Raw genomic sequence first — 17,369 nt, forward strand, 5'->3', positions numbered from 1 at the left:
GCGGGGGTGGTTAACGGGTGGCGGCCTGCCCGGTGAGGCCCGCGAGGGCGAGTGCCCTGGCGACGGCCGGCAGGTCCAGCGGATCGTCCCCGGGGTGGGCGGGACGCAGTCGCCGCAGCAGCGGCTCCGGCCGTAGCCGGTGTGCCTCGGCGTCGGCCAGGAAACCGTCCGCGGTCGGTCCGCCGGCCGTGTCGTCGACGCGGTCCGCCAGCTCCCCGAGCACGCGGCCCCGGTCGACGACCCAGCCAAGGCCGCAGTCCAGGCCGTCGTCCCCGAGGTCGTCGGGGTACGGCGCCCGCGCCCAGGACCCGTTCTCGAACCAGTAGACGCAGCCGAGTTCGTTCCCCTCGAGCCGGTCGCGCAGCTCCTCGTAGGGCAGCCAGTCCGGGCCGCCCGCGAGCATGTCGATCGGCGGCTCGTGCCACTTGACGCCGCTCGACTCGTCCTCGCCGTAGAGGACGAACCGGCCCCCGCCCATCCTGGACATGGTCCACCAAGTGCAGCCGGAGTCGTCCCAGTGCAGGCCCTCGTCGTCGATCCAGCGGCCGGTCCGGTAGCCGCCGCCGCGCTGCTCGTCCTCGGTGGTCGCCTCGACGGCCGCGAGCAGCGCCCACCGCGCCCACAGCTCGTCACCCGGCGGAAGGTCGTCCGGCAGCCCCGGACGGTGAATCGTCATATGTCCCCCGTGTGTTGTCTTCGCGTTCTGTGTTCTGTGTTCTGTGTTCTGTGTTCTGCGGCCCGCACACCGCATGTCGCATACCGTATGCCGCGTACTGCATACCTCCCACCGCGTACCGCGTACCGCCCACCGCGTACCGATGATGACCGGCCGCCACAGTACGGAGTCCAGCCGGCTCCGCCGGGTTTCCCGACCGTTCACGGCTCCCTCACTCGCGCGGCCTTGGGGTGCGACCGGGGCCGAACTAGCGTCCCAGGGCGTCCGTTCGACGAACGAGAGAGGTCTCGATGTCCGTCAGACACTTCCTTGCCTCCCTTGCCCTGGTGCCGGCCCTCACCCTCCCGACCGCCGCGCACGCCACCCCACACGCCACCCCCGCGCACGGCCCCGGCGGCCTCCCCCACCCGGCGCGCTTCGACCTCCAAGCCCACCGCGGCGGCCTCGGCATGACCACCGAGAGCACTCTGGAGGGGTTCGCCAAGGCGCTGCGCCTCGGGGTCTCGACGCTGGAGCTGGACACCCAGGTCACCAAGGACCGCAGGGTCGTGGTCACCCACGACCGGCAGGTCAGCGCGCAGAAGTGCCGGGACACGGGGCCGGTCGTGCCCGGCGATCCCCAGTACCCGTACGTCGGCAAGTTCATCAAGGATCTGACGCTCGCCCAGATCAGGACGATGGACTGCGGCTACCAGCAGTTGCCCGGTCACCCCGAGCAGGAGCGGATCGCGGGTGCCCGGATGGTGGAGCTGCGGGACGTGCTGGACCTGGTCAAGCGGTACAGGGCCCGGCAGGTCACGCTCAACGTCGAGACGAAGGTGGAGGCGGGCGCGCCCGAGCAGACCGCGCCGCGTGAGCTGTTCGTGCGGCGGGTGTTCGAGGAGATCCGCGCCTCGGGCATCGAGGACCAGGTCACCATCCAGTCCTTCGACTGGGGCGCGCTGAAGGCGATGCACCGGCTCGCCCCGGACTGGCCGCTGGTCGCCCTCACCAACTACGACTTCCTCCAGGTCGGCAAGCCAGGCGCCTCCCCCTGGCTGGGCGGTATCGACGCCGACGACTACGGCGGCGACTTCGTGCGGGCCGCCGCCACCGTCCCGGGACTCCGGGCCCTCTCACCCAACTACGGCTTCCCGCAGAACGGGAAGATCGGCGACCCGGGCTTCCGCTTCTACCCCGACCGGACGATGATCACCGACGCCCATGCGCGCGGGCTGAAGGTGATCCCGTGGACCTGCGACGACCCGGGCACGGTCGCCGCGCTGATGGACCTGGGCGTGGACGGCGTCATCACCAACTACCCCGACCGGGTGCGGGCGTTGATGGCCGAGCGGGGCATGCGGCTGCCCAAGCAGTACCACCCGCGGGGCCGGCACCGGTGAGGGACGACACGGGGCCGGCTCGGTCCGGTCGGCGGCCCGGCGCCCGACGGCGCCGGACGGCGCCCGACGGCGCCTGTCACCAGCGGACGCCGGCCACCAGGCACCGGCCACCACGCACCAGGCACCGGCCACCAGGCACCGGCCACCACGCACCAGGCACCGACCACTGGCCCTGGCCACCAGCCACCAGCGGATCCTCACCCCCGCGGCACCGGAAAGATCATGCACGTACTCGTCGCATGGGCGAGCAGCCGGTCCTTGTCGTCGAGGAGGCGGGCCTCGGCGAGTGCGGTGCGGCGGCCGCCGTTGAGGACGGTGCCGACGGCGCGGACGCGGCCGGTGTCGACGGTGACCGGGCGGAGGAACTTCACCGCGAGGTCGACCGAGGTGTAGCCCGTGCCCTGCGGCAGGGTGGACTGGACGGCGCAGCCGGCGGCCGAGTCGAGGAGGGTGGCGTAGACGCCGCCGTGCATGCTGCCGATGGGGTTGTAGTGCTCCTCGCCGGGCAGCAGGGAGAAGACCGCGTGTCCGTGGTCGACCTCGTCGAGGGTGAAGCCGAGGGTGGCCGCGAGGGGTGCCGCGGGCAGGCGTCCGGCGACGACGTCGCGGAGGAAGTCCAGCCCCGTGCCCCGGCCGACGGCGGCTGCCGAGGTCGCGGGGTCCTCCCACTCGTACGTGCGTGACCGTCCCATGGCGTCGTTTCCTCCTCCGACTCCTGGCTTCACCCGATGAAGCCAGCCAGCCCGCCGAAGCTAGCCCGCGCGCGAGCTGACTGTCAATGACGAAGCCAGGGGCTACGATGAGGGCATGGAGTGGCTGGAGATCAGCACGGAGAACTGCACGGTCCAGCGCGCCCTCGACGTGGTCGGCGAGAAGTGGACGCTGCTGATCCTGCGTGACGCGTTCAACGGGGTCCGCCGTTTCGACGCCTTCCGCCGCCATGTGGGCCTGTCCGAGGCGGTCCTCTCCGACCGGCTGCGCAAGCTGGTCGCGGCCGGGATCCTGGACACCGTCCCCTACCGGGAGGAGGGCAGCCGGACCCGGCACGAGTACCGGCTGACCCCCAAGGGCCGGGATCTGTGGCCCGTACTGATGGCGCTGCGGCAGTGGGGTGAGACACATCTCGCCGACCCCGACGGCCCGGTCCTGGACGTCGCGCACCGCGACTGCGGGACCCCCGTACGGGTCGTCGTCGAGTGCTCCGGCGACCGCGCTCCGCTCGCTCCCACCGAGGTCACGGTACGTCCCGGCCCAGCGGCCCGCCCGCGACCCTGAACTGCGCGCTTGCTCGCGGGGCGTGCGCCGGTGTGCCGGTGGGCGCCCCCGGGCGCCGCTTGTCACCACCCCGAGCCGGGCATTACTGTCACCACGCCTTGGTGAACGGGAAATCCGGTGTGATGCCGGTGCGGCCCTCGCCACTGTGATCGGGAAGTCCGGCTCCAGCCCTCACGGGCAGCCACTGGGTCCTCCGGGACCCGGGAAGGCGGAGTTCGGGCGGTGTCACCCGTAAGCCAGGAGACCGGCCAAGGCGCGTCAACCATCCACGAGGTGCTGGAGAGGGTCTGTTCGAGCCATGCACATAGCCGAGGGTTTTCTTCCTCCGGCGCACGCGGTCGCCTGGGGCGTCGCGTCCGCCCCGTTCGTCGTCCACGGCGTCCGACGACTCACCCGTGAAGTCCGGGAACACCCCGAGAGCACCCTGCTGCTCGGCGCGTCCGGAGCCTTCACCTTCGTCCTGTCCGCGCTCAAGCTGCCGTCCGTGACGGGCAGTTGCTCCCACCCGACCGGCACCGGTCTGGGCGCCGTCCTGTTCCGCCCGCCGATCATGGCGGTGCTGGGCACCATCACCCTGCTCTTCCAGGCCCTGCTCCTCGCCCACGGCGGCCTGACCACCCTCGGCGCCAACGTGTTCTCGATGGCGATCGTCGGCCCCTGGGCCGGGTACGGCGTCTACGCGCTGCTGCGCCGGTACGACGTGCCGCTGATGGTCTCCGTGTTCTTCGGCGCGTTCGTCGCCGACCTGTCCACGTACTGCGTCACCAGCGTCCAGCTGGCCCTCGCCTTCCCCGACCCGAGCAGCGGGTTCCTCGGCGCGCTCGGCAAGTTCGGCGCCATCTTCGCCGTCACCCAGATCCCGCTCGCCGTGAGCGAGGGCCTGCTCACGGTGCTCGTGATGCGGCTGCTGGTGCAGTCCAGCAAGGGCGAACTGACCCGGCTCGGCGTGCTGGTGGCCGGCAAGCGGGCCGAGAACGCGAAGACCGGTTCCGAGGCGGTGGCGTGATGAAGAAGAGCACGAGGATCAACCTGCTGCTGCTGCTCGCCGTGGCGGCGCTCGCCGTCCTGCCGCTCGTCCTCGGCCTCGGCGACCACAAGGAGGAGCCTTTCACCGGCTCCGACGGCGAGGCCGAGACGGCGATCACCGAACTCGACCCGGACTACGAGCCCTGGTTCTCGCCCCTGTACGAGCCGCCGTCCGGAGAGATCGAGTCGGCGCTGTTCTCCCTCCAGGCGGCGATCGGCGCGGGGGTCCTCGCCTACTACTTCGGGCTGCGGCGCGGACGACGGCAGGGCGAACAGCGCGCCCTGGCGCGGCAGGACGCCGCCCCGGGCGGTACCGGCGAGCCCGGCGTCTGAGCGCCCGTGCTGCCGATCGACGCGGCGGCGCACAGCAGTCGCTGGCGCCGCCGTCATCCCGTGGACAAGGCCGTGCTCGGGCTCGGTCTCACCGTGCTCGCGATCGCGTTGCCGCCCTGGCCGGGCGCGGCGCTGGTGCTGCTGACGGCGCTGGTGGTGCTGCTCGGCCCGGCGGGCGTGCCCGGGCGCCGGCTGTGGCGGGCGTACCGGGTGCCGCTCGGGTTCTGCGTGAGCGGCGCGGCCACGCTGCTGGTTCAGGTGGGCGGGCCCGGAGGGTTCGTGGCGCTCGCCCCCTCCGGCCCGGCCCGCGCCGGGGAGCTGCTGCTGCGCACCTCGGCCGCCTCGCTGGGGGTGCTGCTGTTCGCCTTCACCACGCCGATGTCCGACCTGCTGCCCCGGCTGGTGCGGGCGGGAGTGCCCGCGCCGGTCGTGGACGTCGCCCTGGTGACGTACCGGATGAGCTTCCTGCTGCTGGAGTCGGTGCGGCTGATCCGGGACGCGCAGGCCGCCCGGCTCGGCCACACCACGCGGGCCGCGACGTGGCGTTCGCTGGCCGGACTCGGCGCCACCGCCTTCGTGCGGGCCTTCGACCGGGCGGCACGCCTCCAGGCGGGGCTCGCCGGGCGCGGCTACGACGGCACCCTGCGCGTGCTGGTTCCCGAGGCCCGGGTCTCCGCCCGGTTCACGGCTGCCAGCTGCGCCCTGCTCGCGGCGCTGGCCGCGCTCACCTTCGTACTGGAAAGGCCGCTGACATGAGCGAGGCCCCTGCCCTGGTCGCCCTGCGGGGCGTGTCCTTCGCGTACGAGGACGGCCCGGCCGTGCTCAGCGCGCTCGACTTCGAGGTGTGCGAGGGGCGGGCGCTGGCGCTGCTCGGCCGCAACGGCAGCGGGAAGACGACGCTGATGCGGCTGCTCAGCGGCGGGCTGCGGCCGCGCGAGGGGCGGCTGACGGTCGAGGGCGAGCCGGTGGGCTACGACCGCAAGGGGCTGACGCGGCTGCGGACGACCGTCCAGCTCGTGGTGCAGGACCCGGACGACCAGCTGTTCGCCGCGTCCGTCGCGCAGGACGTGTCGTTCGGGCCGTTGAACCTGGGGCTGCCGGACGCCCAGGTGCGGTCCCGGGTCGACGAGGCGCTGGCCGCCCTGGACATCACCGCGCTGGCCGACCGGCCCACCCATCTGCTGTCGTACGGGCAGCGCAAGCGGACCGCGATCGCGGGCGCGGTCGCCATGCGGCCGCGGGTGCTGATCCTCGACGAGCCGACGGCCGGACTCGACCCGGACGGCCAGGAGCGGCTGCTGGCGACGCTCGGCGGGCTGCGGGCGGGCGGTACGACGGTGGTGATGGCCACCCACGACGTGGACCTGGCGCTGCGCTGGGCCGACGACGCGGCCCTGCTCACCCCGGCCGGTGTGCGGACCGGTCCGGCGGCCGAGCTGCTGGCCCGCACCGACCTGCTGCGGCAGGCCGGCCTGCGGCTGCCGTGGGGGGTGGCGGCGGCCCGGCTGCTGAGCGCGCAGGGCCTGCTGCCCGACCCGGCGGACGGCCCGCGCACCGCGGAGGAGCTGGCGGCGCTCGTCCCGGCACGGACAGCGGGCGACGACTGAGACCCGGCGCCGCCCCCGCCCGCGGGTGCCGTCCATACGGGGCATCGGCTGGGCCCGGCGGCCCGGCGGTGGCGGCTCAGGGCACGCCGGACAGGTCGATGCGGAACATGCCGCGGCCGTGGGTGACGCAGACGAGGGTCTCGTCCATCCAGAACAGGTCGTCCACCGAGCAGTTGGTCGGGCCCTCGTTCGTCGGGGACCACGTGGCGCCCTCGTCCTCGCTGGCGAACAGGCCGACCTCGGTGCCGCAGTAGAGCAGGCGCGGCCGCCTTGGATGCAGGACGAGGGCCCGGACCGGCACGGCGGGCAGGGTCGCCGACAGGTCGGTCCACTCGACGCCGCCGTCCCGGGTCACCCACAGGTTGCCGGTCTCGTACCCGCCGAACGCGGCGTACACGATGTCGGTGTCGTCGGGGTGCGCGGTCAGGGAGGTGCAGTACCGGCGCGGCTCCAGGCGGCGGGTGCCGGTCACGCCGACGCGGTCCCAGGCCGGGGTGGCGGCCGTGCCCTCGGTGGTGCGGAAGACCAGGCCGTCGGTGTGGCCGGCCCAGATCACGTCGGAGTCGCCCGGCGCCACCGCGAGGGCGCTGATGGGCGAGCCCGCGCTGGGTTTGACCGACCGCCAGCTCGGCCCCGACGTCGTCGTGTTGCGTTTCTTCGCGTCGTCCGTCACCCACAGGGAACGGCCGCCGGCCAGCAGCCGCTCGGGGTTGTTCGGGTCCAGCACGAACGGGGCGATGAACAGCGCCTGCCGGTTCTTGGCGTCCGGGATGCGGAAGGGCACCGGCTTCCAGTCCCACTCCCCCGTGACCGGGTTGAGGAACTGGCCGCTGATGTAGCGGTCGCCGCGGGTGTCGTCGGTGGTGCCGCCGTCGGTGTTGCGGTGGATGTTCAGGAAGACGTACTCGCCGTAGAAGACCTTCTCGTCGCCGGGGTCGGCGGCGCACCAGCCGCCGTCGCCGCCGAAGATCTCCCGCCAGTCCTCCGTGCCCCGGGCGGGGTCGAAGCAGAGGGTGCCGTTGTCCTGCGCCCCGCCGATGATCTTCCCGGTGGTGGTGCTGCCCGCGCCGGCGTAGAACTGGGTGGCGCCGTAGTTGTTGACCAGTTCGGTCCAGCCGTGCACGAACGGCGGCTGCGCCTCGGTGCCCACCTGGGCCAGGTCGGCGGCCTTGAACACACCGCCGTCGTTGCCGAAGAACACCGTCCGGTTGGTGACCCCGTCGTAGCCGGGGTGGGAGACGACGGCGTGCTGGTCGGCGTGGACCGAGCCGCGGTCCCACCAGGTGCTGATCTCGGCGAGCCGGTCGCCGCCGTCCGTGCTGCGCCACAGGTCGACACCGCCGGCCAGCAGCAGGTCGGCGTCGGTGGGGTCCCCTGCCCAGAGCACGTTGTCGTACCAGCCCTGCTCGGCGAGGTAGGCGGCGGCGCGGCCCTCCGGGTCGAGGGTCTTGCGCGGCTCGTACGTCTCGCCGCCGTCCGTCGACCGCCAGATCTCGCCGTTGGTCATCTCCACCGACGCGTACACGACGTCCGAGTCGGCGGCCGCGTAGGCCAGTTCCACCCGGCCCGACCACGGGCCGCGGCCCGCCGCCACCCAGGTGAGGCCGCCGTCCCGGCTGAACCACGCCTCGCCGTCCCGCATCGACCCGGCGACGGCCCTGGCGTCGTCGGCGGGGTCGAACTTCACGTCCGCGACGGGAAGCCCCGTCAGCACCGGCGTCCAGGTGGCGCGTCCGGGGTCGGCGCAGCGGAAGACCCCGCTGTTCGTGGCGACCAGCAGCACCTCGCCGGTCGACGACACGGCGATCCTGCTGACGAAGGCGAAGTCGGGGGTCCGGGTGGCGGGCAGCGGCGTCCAGGTGACGGTGTCGGTGGTGGCGAACAGGCCGTTGCCGCGCAGGGCGTCGCCGTTGGAGAAGCCCTCGCCGGTGCCGACGTACAGGGTGGCGGGGCGGGCGGGGTCCATGGCGATGCAGGCGCACGCCAGGTTGCCGAGGAAGTCGTCGACCGGCTGCCACTCCCCGCCGCCGTCCTCGGTGTGCCAGACGCCGCCGCCCGCGCTCGCCGCCCACATGCGCTCGGGGTCGTCCGGGTCGATGACGATGCCGCGGGTGCGTCCGCCGATGTTGCCGGGGCCCAGCCACTCCCAGGCGGCCAGGGACATGCCGGCCGTGGGCGAGGGGCCCGCTCTGCCCCGCGCGTCGGCGCGGCTCGTCGGCACTCCGGCGGTGACCGGGGCGGGCCGGGCGACCGCGAGCGAGGCCCACAGCTGCTCCAGGGCGCTGCCGAGGGCGTGCGCGGGCACCCGTCCGTCGTCGCCGCGTTCCTGTTCCATCCGGAACATGCCGCGGGCGGTGGGCATGTCCGGGTACTCCAGGCGGCGCAGCGCGTAGTGCACCGACGCCTCGGAAAGCCCGTCGAGGGTCTCGTTGGTGGCGCCCCGGACCTCGCGCAGCCGGACGACCTGTTCGACGCTGATGTGCTTGGCGCGGGCGAGTTCTTCGTCGGAGACGGTCATGGTGGCTCCTCGGGGACTCGGTGACTCGGTGGGGTGGGGGCGGGGTTAAGGCTCCGGGGCCGGCGGCGGTCACGGGCGGAGCGGGGGTGCGCGGGGCGGGGGTGCCTCGTCCAGCACGACCTCCCACACGGGCGCGTCGGCGGGCGGTCTGGTGCCCCGCAGCACCACGGCGGCGCCGCTCGGGGCGGGGCGTACGGCCAGCTCGACGGTGAGGTCGCCGACCCGGACGGCGTTCGGCGGCCCCTCCCCCGTCTCCGGGGCCGGGGGCGGTTCGGGCAGCGGGGTCACCGACGGGGGGCCGCGCAGGTCGACGCGTACGGCTCCGCGTGCCTCGTGCGTGGCGGTGGCGACCCGGTCCGGGCCGGGTGCGGCGCCGCCCCGGTAGCCGGAGCGCGCGGTCCAGCGCAGGACGACCTGGTCGTGCCCGGGCTCGGCGTCCAGGGTGAACGCGTCGGTGTCGTGCAGGGCGGGGCGCGCCCACGGCGGCAGGGCGAGCGGCGCGGACGCCCACCGCTGGACGCCGTCGTCGGCGTCGAGCAGCACGACCACGAGCGGTTCGCCCGGCTCGCCGGGCGCGTCGATCCGCACGGCGACGACCGTCCCGGCCACGAGGGCGCAGGGCCGCAGCCCGTGCCCGGCGCGCCAGGCCACCCGCCCGGTCCTCGGATCGAGCGCGACGAGTGTGCCCCGCCGGTCGTGCACCACGGCCCGCGCCCCCTGCGCGTCGGCCACGCCACGCGGGAACTCCCCGGTCACCGCAGGCCGTTCCGGTGCCCTACCCGCCGTGCTGCGGGCGGACCTTCCAGAAGTGCCGCAGCGCCGAGCGGACGCCTTCGACCAGCGCGTCGAGGACGAACCAGGTGGCGAGGAACGCCACCGCCTCCAGCGCGAAGTTCCCGAACTTGTAGAACAGGGCGGCGATCACGAACGAGACGGCGAACACGGGCGCCTGGCGGGCCGCCAGGTCCATGCCGCTGATGGTGCGGATGAGCTGGAACATGTCGTCCCCACGGGAGACCCGAGACCTGAGACCTTGCACCGCCGGTCGGGGCCCGACCGGGCGTGGCTCCCCTTCTCATGGTGCTCCCGTGGGGACGCGTCCGCATCTCACGGGAACCGGTGGCGGGCCCGCGTCACCGGTCCTTGGCGAGGGCGACGAGTTCGGCGAAGAGGCCGCCCGCGTGGACCAGGTCGTCGTAGTGTCCGTGCTCGACGACGCGGCCGTCGCGCAGCACGACGATCCGGTCGGCGAGGCGGGTGTTCTCCAGCTGGTGGGTGACGACGACGGTCATCCGCTGCGCGGCGATGCGCTTGATCTCGAGGAAGATCCGGTGCTCGCCGCGCGGGTCCATCTGCGAGGTGGGCTCGTCGAGGATGAGCAGCGGGGTGCGGCGGTACAGGGCGCGGGCGCACACCAGGCGCTGCCACTGGCCGCCGGACAGCTCGACGCCGCCGAAGAGTTCACGGGCGAGCAGGGTGTCGAGCTGCCGGGGCAGCCGTTCGACGGCGTCGCGCATGCCGACCGCGTCGACGGCGTCCCAGACGGGCCCGTCGTCGTAGGTGCGGGGCTGGCCGAGGGTGACGTTCTCGCGGGCCCGCAGCGGCCAGCAGGCGAAGTTCTGCGGGACGAGCGCGGTGCGCCGCCACACCGCGTCCGGCCGCACCCGCGCCAGGTCGACGCCGTCCCACAGGACGCGGCCCTTGTCGGGCAGGAGGATGCCGGTGAGGAGCTTGGTCAGGGTGGACTTGCCGGAGCCGTTCTCGCCGACGACCGCGACGATCTCGCCGCGGCGCAGGGTGAGGGAGATGCCGTCGACGGCGGGCTCGTCCTTGCCGGGGTAGCGCAGGACGACCTCGTCGAGCCGGATCTCGTCCACTCGCTCCGGGATGGTCGAGTCACCTCGTTTCGGGGCGAGTTCCGCGGCCTTGTCGAGGAAGGAGCGCATGTCGGCGAGGTAGAGGGAGGTGTGGAACATCGCCGCCCCGTGCTGGACGAGCTGGCCGAGCGCGGCGAGGGTGGTCTGCACGGCGACGACGGCGGTGGCGGCGACGGGCAGGGCGACCCGGCCGGTCGCGGCGAGCCAGGCGAGCGCGGCCCAGGTGACGAGCAGGAACACCCCGCCGAGCGCGGAGGTGGCGAGGACGATGCGGAGCATGCGCGGGGCGGCGGTCAGGGTGCGCCGGTCGATGCGTTCGGACAGGGCGCGGTACCAGTGGACGAGGTAGCCGGTCATCCCGTTGGCGCGCACCTCGTCGCCGTGCCGCGGGTTGGTGGCCCACCAGCGCATCATGCCGCGGACGTTGCGGTCGCCGACGTTGAGGTAATGGGTGGCGTAGTCGACGCCGGCGGACAGCACCGCGCCGAGGCCGGCGGGCAGCACGGCGAGCAGCAGCAGCGGCAGCATCAGCCAGTGCAGGGCGCCGATGACGCCGGCCGCGGCGGTCATGCGGACGAGGGAGGCCATGAACCGCTGGGCGTCCCTGACCATGTAGGTGGTGCGGACGACGCCGACCTCGGCGGCCTCCTGCCGGTCGGCGAATCCGTCGACGCCGTACGCGGAGGTCTCGACCCGGCACACGGCGGACACCAGCGCGACGTCGGCCTCGGTGGTCAGGCGCGGGGTGATGCGGCCGTCGGCGTAGGCGGCGAGCGCGCTGCCGGCCCGGCCCGCCGCGGCGGCGGCCGCGACGATCACCAGGTCGGGCAGGGCGGCCTGGAGGCGTTCGGGCACCACGCCGGTGCCGAGGAGGTGGGTCATGGCCCGCGCGGTGAAACCGAGGACGCCGGCGGCGGCGACGCCGGTGAGGACCTGGCAGCCGAGCAGCAGCAGGACGGCGGAGCGGTCGACGGCCCAGGCCATGCGCGCGGTCTGGCCGAGCACGGACGGCAGCCGCCCGCACATCTTGCGGAAGCCGGCGTCCTCCAGCGGGTTCCTGCCGAACTGCCCCGAGTAGTCGATCGGGGCCGGCGGTGGAGGGGGCGGTGTGCCGGAGTTCTCTGTCGCGGTGTCGGAATCGGTCACCTGCGTCCCTCCTCTGGGTCGGCGCCGCACCTGGATGGTCCGGCGGTGCCCGGCTCAACGAGGCGGAGGGCGAATCGAACGCGCTCGATTCCGGACGACGCGCGGGCCCGTGTTCCGGGGGCGCCGCGGCGCCGGGCGCGGTGCCGCACGGCCTCCGCGCGGACCGTGGGTGACCGAAACGCCGGTGCTCGTGGCGGGTGTGACCGGTGGGTTTTCAGCCCGGTGTGCGCTCCGCTCACCCGGTCTTCGCGGGTGCGGGTCCGTCCGCGCGGAGGTCGTGCCAGTGGACCGTGCGGTCGCACCAGCGGCGCAGCAGGACGGGGTCGTGGCCGACGGCGAGCAGGCCGGCGCCGGTGGCGGCGCGGTACTCCTCGACGACCGCGACCAGGGCGGCGGTGGTGGAGGCGTCGAGCATCGCGGTCATCTCGTCGCACACCAGCCAGCGCGGGCGCAGCACCAGGGCGCGGGCCAGGCAGGCGCGTTGCAGCTGGCCGTCGCTGACCTCGTGCGGCCGTCTGGTCAGCAGGTCCGCGGTCAGGCCGACCGTGGCGGCGAGGCCGGCGACCCGCTCGGGTGCCTCGGCCCGCCGGCCGGTGGCGCGCAGGGGCTCGGCGATCAGGTCGGCGAGGGACAGCCGGGGGTCGGCGGAGAGCCGGGCCTGCTGGAAGACGACGCCGAAGGCGGTGCGCTGGGAGCGGGGCGCCCGGTGCCGCCACCGGCGTACGGGGGTGCCGTCGAGGACGACGGTCCCGGCGTCGGGGCGGTGCAGCAGGGCGGCGACCCGGGCGAGGGTGGACTTGCCGCAGCCGCTGGGGCCGAGCAGGCCGACGGCCTCGCCGGGGGCGACGGCCAGGGAGACGTCGCGGACCGCGGGGGCCTGCCGGTCGTATCCGGCGGTGATGTCGCGCAGTTCAAGCACGGAGGTCCTCGGGGACGTACGGATGGTGGCAGGCGGCCGTGCCGGTGAGCTGCGGCAGCGTGGCGCACAGGTCGTCGGCCCGGTCGCAGCGGGCGGCGAAGGCGCAGCCGTCGGGGAGGGCGCCGAGCTCGGGGGGCATGCCGGGGATGGGGGTGAAGGCGCGGTCGGGCACGGCGTCGAGCAGGCCGCGGCTGTAGGGGTGGCTGGGGCCGGGTGCGCCGAAGAAGGCGGCGGCGTCGGCGAGTTCGACGATGCGGCCCGCGTACATCACCGCGACCCGGTCGGCGACGCGTTCGGCGGCGGCCAGGTCGTGGGTGATCATCAGCAGGGCCCGGCCGGTGCCGGCGTCGGCCCCGGTGTCGAGGTGCCGCCGCAGTTCGTCGACCGTGCGGTCGACGAGGTCGCGGTCGAGGCCGGTGGTCGGCTCGTCGGCCAGCAGCAGCGGGGCGTCCCCGACGAGGGCGAGGGCGGTGGCGGCGCGCTGGGCGAGACCGCCGGAGAGCTGGTGCGGGTACCGGTCGAGGTGGTCGGCGGGGAACGCGGCGCGTTCGGCGGCCCGCTCCGCGGCGGCGCGCAGCGCGTCCCGGCCGCGGACCGAGGTGAGCGCGGCGACGGTCTCCGCCAGCTGGGAGCGGACGGTGCGCACCGGGGTGAGGTGCGCGGCCGGGCTCTGCGGGACGAGGCCGACGAGGCGGCCCCGCACGGTGCGGGCCAGGGTCCGCTCGTCGGCGGCGAGCAGGTCGAGGTCGCCGAGCATCGCCTGCCCGGCGGTCTGGGCGTTGCCGGGCAGCAGGCCGAGGAGGGCGGAGGCGAGCACGGACTTGCCGCAGCCGCTCTCCCCGATCAGCGCCAGGCACTCGCCGGCCGCGACGTCGAAGTGGGCGCCGCTGACGGCGGCGACCCGGCGTCCGCCGGGCATCAGGAACCGCACCGACAGTCCGCGCACCGACAGGACGGGCGAGCGGCCGGTCGCGGCACCGCCGCCCTCCCGCGCGGCAGCGAGTTCGTTCGGGGCCTTGTCCGCGTTCACAGCATCAGCTCCGATCGGCGGCGGGGATTGATCCGCTCCCGCCAGGCGCCGGCGAGCCCGGCGATGGCGAGGGTGGGCAGGATGATGAACAGGCCGGGGAACAGGGTCGGCCACCACTGCCCGGCGAGCAGGGAGCCGCGGGCGCCCTGGATGAGGGTGCCGAGGCTCGCGGTGTGGGCGGGCAGGCCCAGTCCGAGGAAGGACAGCGCGGACTCGTGCCACATGGCGTGCGGCACCATCAGCACGGCGGCGAGCGCGGCCTGCGGCAGCACCGCGGGCAGCAGATGCCGTACGGTGACCCGCCACCGGGTCGCTCCCCCGCTGACGGCGGCGTCGACGAACGGGCGGGAGCGCAGGGACAGCACCTCGGCGCGCACGATCCGGGCGGTGGACAGCCAGTGGGTGACGGCGACGGAGACGACCACCGGCCAGACGCCGGGCCGGAACATGGCGACGACGAAGATGCCGAGCAGCAGGTGCGGGACGGACGAGAGGGTGTCGACGACCCGCATGACGGCCCGGTCGGCCCAGCCGCCGAGCGCTCCGGCGAGGGCGCCCACGGCGGTGCCGATCACGGTGGCCGTGAGGGCGGCCGCCAGGCCCACGAGCAGCGAGACGCGCAGCCCGTGGACGCAGCGCAGCAGCAGGTCGCGGCCGACGTCGTCGGTGCCGAAGGGGTGTGCGAGGGACGGGGGCAGGAGTTTGTCGGCCAGCTGGACGGCCTGCTGGTCGAGCCGGACCAGCGGCGGCACGAGCAGCACCGCGAGGACGGTCACCGCCAGCACGACGGCGGACATCCGGACCCGCAGGGCACGGGTGGCGCGGCGCCTGCCGCCGTACGACCGCCACGCGGGCTCGGCCGGGGGCGGGGACTTCGGTCCGGCGGGTGCCGGGGCGTCACATGTCACTGAGCTTCACCCTCGGGTCGAACAGTCCGTAGAGCAGGTCGGCGAGCAGGTTGCCGACGAGGACGGCGGCGGTGGCCAGCGTGGTCAGGGCGGCCAGCAGCGGGAAGTCGACGGCCGTGGCCGCCTGGACGGTGGCCGCCGCGATGCCCGGCCAGCTGAAGACGCTCTCCACCAGCAGGGCGCCGGTGATGAGTTCGGGCACCCGGGACCCGATCAGGGTGAGCACCGGCAGCAGGCCGGAGCGCAGGGCGTGGCCGAGCAGCACGGTGCGTTCGCCGAGGCCGCGGGCGCGGGCGCCGCGCACCGGGTCCTCCGCGAGGGCGTCGCCGACGCCTTGGCGGACGTACAGCGTGAACCACGGGAGCTGGGAGACGGCGAGGACCCCGGCGGGCAGCACCAGGTGGCTCGTGACCTGCCCGAAGGTGACGTGTTCGCTGGCCGGGTCGGTGAGGCCGCCGGCCGGGAGGAGGTCCCATTGCAGGGCGAACAGCCAGACGGCGAGCAGCGCGATCCAGAAGACCGGGGCGGCCTCCAGGAGGTAGGCGAGCGAGGTGACGGCCCGGTCCAGGAGGGAGCCGGGGCGGCGGGCGGCGAGCACGCCGAGGACCGTGCCGAGCAGCACGGCGACGGCGAACGCGACCGCGCACAGCAGCGCGGACCACACCAGGCGTTCGCCGATGACCTGTGTCACCGGCTGGCGCAGCACGCTGGAGTGGCCGAGGTCGCCGGTGAGCGCGGACGTCAGCCAGTCCCACCAGCGGGCCGGGAACGGCTCGTCGACGCCGAGGTTGCCGCGGAGCCGGTCCAGGGTCTCCTGGTCGGCGCCGAGCGCGGCGGTGCCGGCGTAGGCCTTGACGGGGTCGAACGGGGAGGCGGCGGCGATCGCGAAGACGCCGAAGGTGACGGCCAGGAGGACGGGCCCCGCGTACAGGGCCCGTCGTCCGGCCAGCCGTGCCATCGCTCCCCAGGGCGGTGTGGTCATCGCTCGGGCTGCCAGTCCTCGATGTTCCACCAGGGGCCGCTGGCGAAGCCGTGCTCGTGCGGCTCCAGCTGGGTGGTCAGGCCGTCCCAGCGGTCGGCGAGGACGTACAGGTGGTCGATGTGGGTGAGGAAGGTGTAGCCGGGGTCCTTCACCAGGGCGCGCTGGAGCTTGTCGTAGGCGGCCTCGCGTTCGGCGGGGACGCGGGTGCGGCGGCCGGTGTCGAGGGCTTCGTCGACGGTCCGGTCGCGGTAGCGGGCCATGTTGTTGAAGCCGTCGCCGGCGAGGGAGGAGTGCAGCAGGGTGTAGAGGCCGAAGTCGGGGTCGCCGACGCTGCCGAAGCCCGCGAGGACCGCGTCCTCGCCCATGCGCGGCTCGATGACCTCCCAGGTGGCGCTCTCCACCTCGACGTCGATGCCGGCCTTCTTCGCGTCGGAGGCGTAGGCGAGCGCGTGGTCCTGGCGGACCTTGTCGCCGGACGGGTACAGCAGGGTGAACGCGGCGCGGCGGCCGTCCTTGGCGCGGATGCCGTCGTCGCCGGCCTTCCAGCCCGCCTCGTCGAGGATCCTCTTCGCCCTGCCGAGGTCCCGGGTGCGCTCGATGCCGTCGGCGAAGGCGGGGTCGTCGGCGGGCAGCGGCCCGTACGCCGGGCGGCCCGCGCCGTCGAGGATCTTGTCGACCATGGCCTCGCGGTCCACGGCGGCGTCGAGGGCCTGCCGGATCGCGCGGTCGCCGGTGACGGGGTTCCCGGTGGGCAGGGTCACGGCGCGGAAGTCGTAGGACCTCGCCTCGTAGGTGCGCTTGCCGTTCTCGCCCTCGAAGGTGGCGGCGAGGTTCGGCGGCAGGACGGCGCCGTCGAGGTCGCCGGAGCGCAGGCGGGTGGCGCGCACGTCGTCGTCGGCGACGATCGCCATGGTGAACGACTTCACCTTCGGCGCGGGGCCCCAGTAGTGCGGGTTGGCGTTGAAGGTGAGCTTCTCGCCCTTGCTCCACCGGGTGAGGACGTACGGTCCCGTGCCGACCGGCTCGGTGTTGAAGGACCCGGAGTTCGGGTCCTGCTTCCCGGCGATGTGCTCGGGGACGATGGGCAGGACCGTGCGGGCGGCGAACGGCGCGTACGGGTACTTCAGGGTGAAGACGACCTTGTCGTCGCCGCTCGCGCGGACGCTGTCGACGGCGGCCAGTTCGCTCTTGGCGGTGTTGTTGGTCTTCGCGTCGAGGACGGTCTCGTAGGTGTAGACGACGTCGTCGGCGGTCAGCGGCTCGCCGTCGCTGAACTTCACGCCGTCGCGCAGGGTGAAGGTGTAGGTGCGGCCGTCGTCGGCGATCTCCGGGAGGGCGGTGGCCAGGGCCGGCTTCAGCTTCAGGTCGGCGTCCCGGGCGAGCAGCCCGTCGAAGATCTTGGAGTTGCCGTCCTTGCCGTAGCCCAGCAGCGGGCTGAGCGTCTCCGGCTCGGTGGCGACGCCGATCACGACTGACTCGGCGGCCTTGCCGTCGCCCGCCGGGTCGCCGGGCGCCGAGCACGCGGCGACCCCGACGGTCAACGCCGCCGTGACGGCGGCACCTCGTATCCGACGGGCCGTCATGGACCTCACACCCCTACCGCCACCATGTCGTTGTTGCATATCGATGGCAATTAAAGGTCACGAAGGCCCTTCGGTACCAGTCCGCCCCCGCCCCGACCAGCCGGAAC

At 74.1% G+C, this 17,369-nt stretch carries 17 protein-coding genes and 1 riboswitch; of the genes, 6 read left to right on the forward strand and 11 right to left on the reverse strand.

Annotated elements, in window-relative coordinates:
- Positions 1 to 10 precede the first annotated feature (10 nt).
- The gene (locus tag ACSU6L_RS06035; protein WP_437054286.1) at positions 11 to 676 is read right to left on the reverse strand and encodes a hypothetical protein; all 666 of its coding nucleotides are present in this window, start codon (positions 674 to 676) and stop codon (positions 11 to 13) included.
- Between the two features lie 290 nt (positions 677 to 966).
- Here ACSU6L_RS06035 and ACSU6L_RS06040 point away from each other — a divergent pair, with 290 nt between their 5' ends.
- Positions 967 to 2,058, forward strand: coding sequence for a glycerophosphodiester phosphodiesterase family protein (locus ACSU6L_RS06040; RefSeq protein WP_437054288.1), 1,092 nt, complete (start codon positions 967 to 969; stop codon positions 2,056 to 2,058).
- A gap of 197 nt (positions 2,059 to 2,255) precedes the next feature.
- On the opposite strand, the gene ACSU6L_RS06045 is transcribed toward ACSU6L_RS06040, so the two are convergent.
- Complete coding sequence (locus tag ACSU6L_RS06045) at positions 2,256 to 2,750, reverse strand: PaaI family thioesterase (protein WP_437054290.1); 495 nt, start codon at positions 2,748 to 2,750, stop codon at positions 2,256 to 2,258.
- A 115-nt stretch (positions 2,751 to 2,865) separates the two neighbouring features.
- On the opposite strand from ACSU6L_RS06045, the gene ACSU6L_RS06050 reads away from it, so the two are divergent.
- From ACSU6L_RS06050 to ACSU6L_RS06070, 5 genes are all read left to right on the forward strand, one after another.
- The gene (locus ACSU6L_RS06050; RefSeq protein WP_437054292.1) at positions 2,866 to 3,333 is read left to right on the forward strand and encodes a winged helix-turn-helix transcriptional regulator; all 468 of its coding nucleotides are present in this window, start codon (positions 2,866 to 2,868) and stop codon (positions 3,331 to 3,333) included.
- Positions 3,334 to 3,415: 82 nt separating this feature from the next.
- Positions 3,416 to 3,600, forward strand: a riboswitch (cobalamin riboswitch).
- A 31-nt stretch (positions 3,601 to 3,631) separates the two neighbouring features.
- Positions 3,632 to 4,339: an energy-coupling factor ABC transporter permease gene (locus tag ACSU6L_RS06055; RefSeq protein WP_437054293.1), complete on the forward strand. Its 708-nt coding sequence runs from the start codon at positions 3,632 to 3,634 to the stop codon at positions 4,337 to 4,339.
- On the forward strand, positions 4,339 to 4,692 hold the full coding sequence (locus ACSU6L_RS06060) for an energy-coupling factor ABC transporter substrate-binding protein (RefSeq protein WP_437054295.1): 354 nt from the start codon (positions 4,339 to 4,341) through the stop codon (positions 4,690 to 4,692). The genes ACSU6L_RS06055 and ACSU6L_RS06060 overlap by 1 nt, the downstream gene beginning before the upstream one ends.
- Positions 4,693 to 4,698: 6 nt before the next feature.
- Positions 4,699 to 5,448, forward strand: a complete 750-nt coding sequence (gene cbiQ, locus ACSU6L_RS06065) for a cobalt ECF transporter T component CbiQ (RefSeq protein WP_437054297.1) — start codon at positions 4,699 to 4,701, stop codon at positions 5,446 to 5,448.
- Positions 5,445 to 6,299: an energy-coupling factor ABC transporter ATP-binding protein gene (locus ACSU6L_RS06070; protein ID WP_437054299.1), complete on the forward strand. Its 855-nt coding sequence runs from the start codon at positions 5,445 to 5,447 to the stop codon at positions 6,297 to 6,299. Before cbiQ ends, ACSU6L_RS06070 begins: the two co-directional genes overlap by 4 nt.
- Before the next feature lie 76 nt (positions 6,300 to 6,375).
- On the opposite strand, the gene ACSU6L_RS06075 is transcribed toward ACSU6L_RS06070, so the two are convergent.
- The 9 genes from ACSU6L_RS06075 to ACSU6L_RS06115 all read right to left on the reverse strand — a co-directional run bounded on the left by ACSU6L_RS06075 (position 6,376) and on the right by ACSU6L_RS06115 (position 17,262).
- Positions 6,376 to 8,817, reverse strand: coding sequence for a WD40/YVTN/BNR-like repeat-containing protein (locus ACSU6L_RS06075; RefSeq protein ID WP_437054301.1), 2,442 nt, complete (start codon positions 8,815 to 8,817; stop codon positions 6,376 to 6,378).
- Positions 8,818 to 8,886: 69 nt separating this feature from the next.
- Complete coding sequence (locus ACSU6L_RS06080) at positions 8,887 to 9,549, reverse strand: hypothetical protein (RefSeq protein ID WP_437054303.1); 663 nt, start codon at positions 9,547 to 9,549, stop codon at positions 8,887 to 8,889.
- A 43-nt stretch (positions 9,550 to 9,592) separates the two neighbouring features.
- Entirely contained in the window at positions 9,593 to 9,817 is a 225-nt protein-coding gene (locus ACSU6L_RS06085) for a hypothetical protein (protein ID WP_073942680.1), read from the reverse strand.
- A 133-nt stretch (positions 9,818 to 9,950) separates the two neighbouring features.
- Positions 9,951 to 11,840 (reverse strand): ATP-binding cassette domain-containing protein, encoded by a 1,890-nt coding sequence (locus ACSU6L_RS06090; protein ID WP_437054305.1) that lies wholly within the window; start codon positions 11,838 to 11,840, stop codon positions 9,951 to 9,953.
- A gap of 235 nt (positions 11,841 to 12,075) precedes the next feature.
- Entirely contained in the window at positions 12,076 to 12,759 is a 684-nt protein-coding gene (locus ACSU6L_RS06095) for an ABC transporter ATP-binding protein (protein WP_437054308.1), read from the reverse strand.
- Positions 12,752 to 13,678: an ABC transporter ATP-binding protein gene (locus ACSU6L_RS06100; protein ID WP_437064782.1), complete on the reverse strand. Its 927-nt coding sequence runs from the start codon at positions 13,676 to 13,678 to the stop codon at positions 12,752 to 12,754. The genes ACSU6L_RS06095 and ACSU6L_RS06100 overlap by 8 nt, the downstream gene beginning before the upstream one ends.
- A 107-nt stretch (positions 13,679 to 13,785) precedes the next feature.
- Positions 13,786 to 14,586, reverse strand: coding sequence for an ABC transporter permease (locus tag ACSU6L_RS06105; RefSeq protein ID WP_437064784.1), 801 nt, complete (start codon positions 14,584 to 14,586; stop codon positions 13,786 to 13,788).
- A 100-nt stretch (positions 14,587 to 14,686) separates the two neighbouring features.
- Entirely contained in the window at positions 14,687 to 15,655 is a 969-nt protein-coding gene (locus tag ACSU6L_RS06110; protein ID WP_437064786.1) for an ABC transporter permease, read from the reverse strand.
- 20 nt (positions 15,656 to 15,675) lie between these two features.
- Positions 15,676 to 17,262, reverse strand: coding sequence for an ABC transporter substrate-binding protein (locus tag ACSU6L_RS06115; protein WP_437054310.1), 1,587 nt, complete (start codon positions 17,260 to 17,262; stop codon positions 15,676 to 15,678).
- Positions 17,263 to 17,369: the final 107 nt, after the last annotated feature.

The sequence above is a fragment of the Streptomyces sp. enrichment culture genome (assembly GCF_964272855.1).
GTDB lineage: Bacteria > Actinomycetota > Actinomycetes > Streptomycetales > Streptomycetaceae > Streptomyces.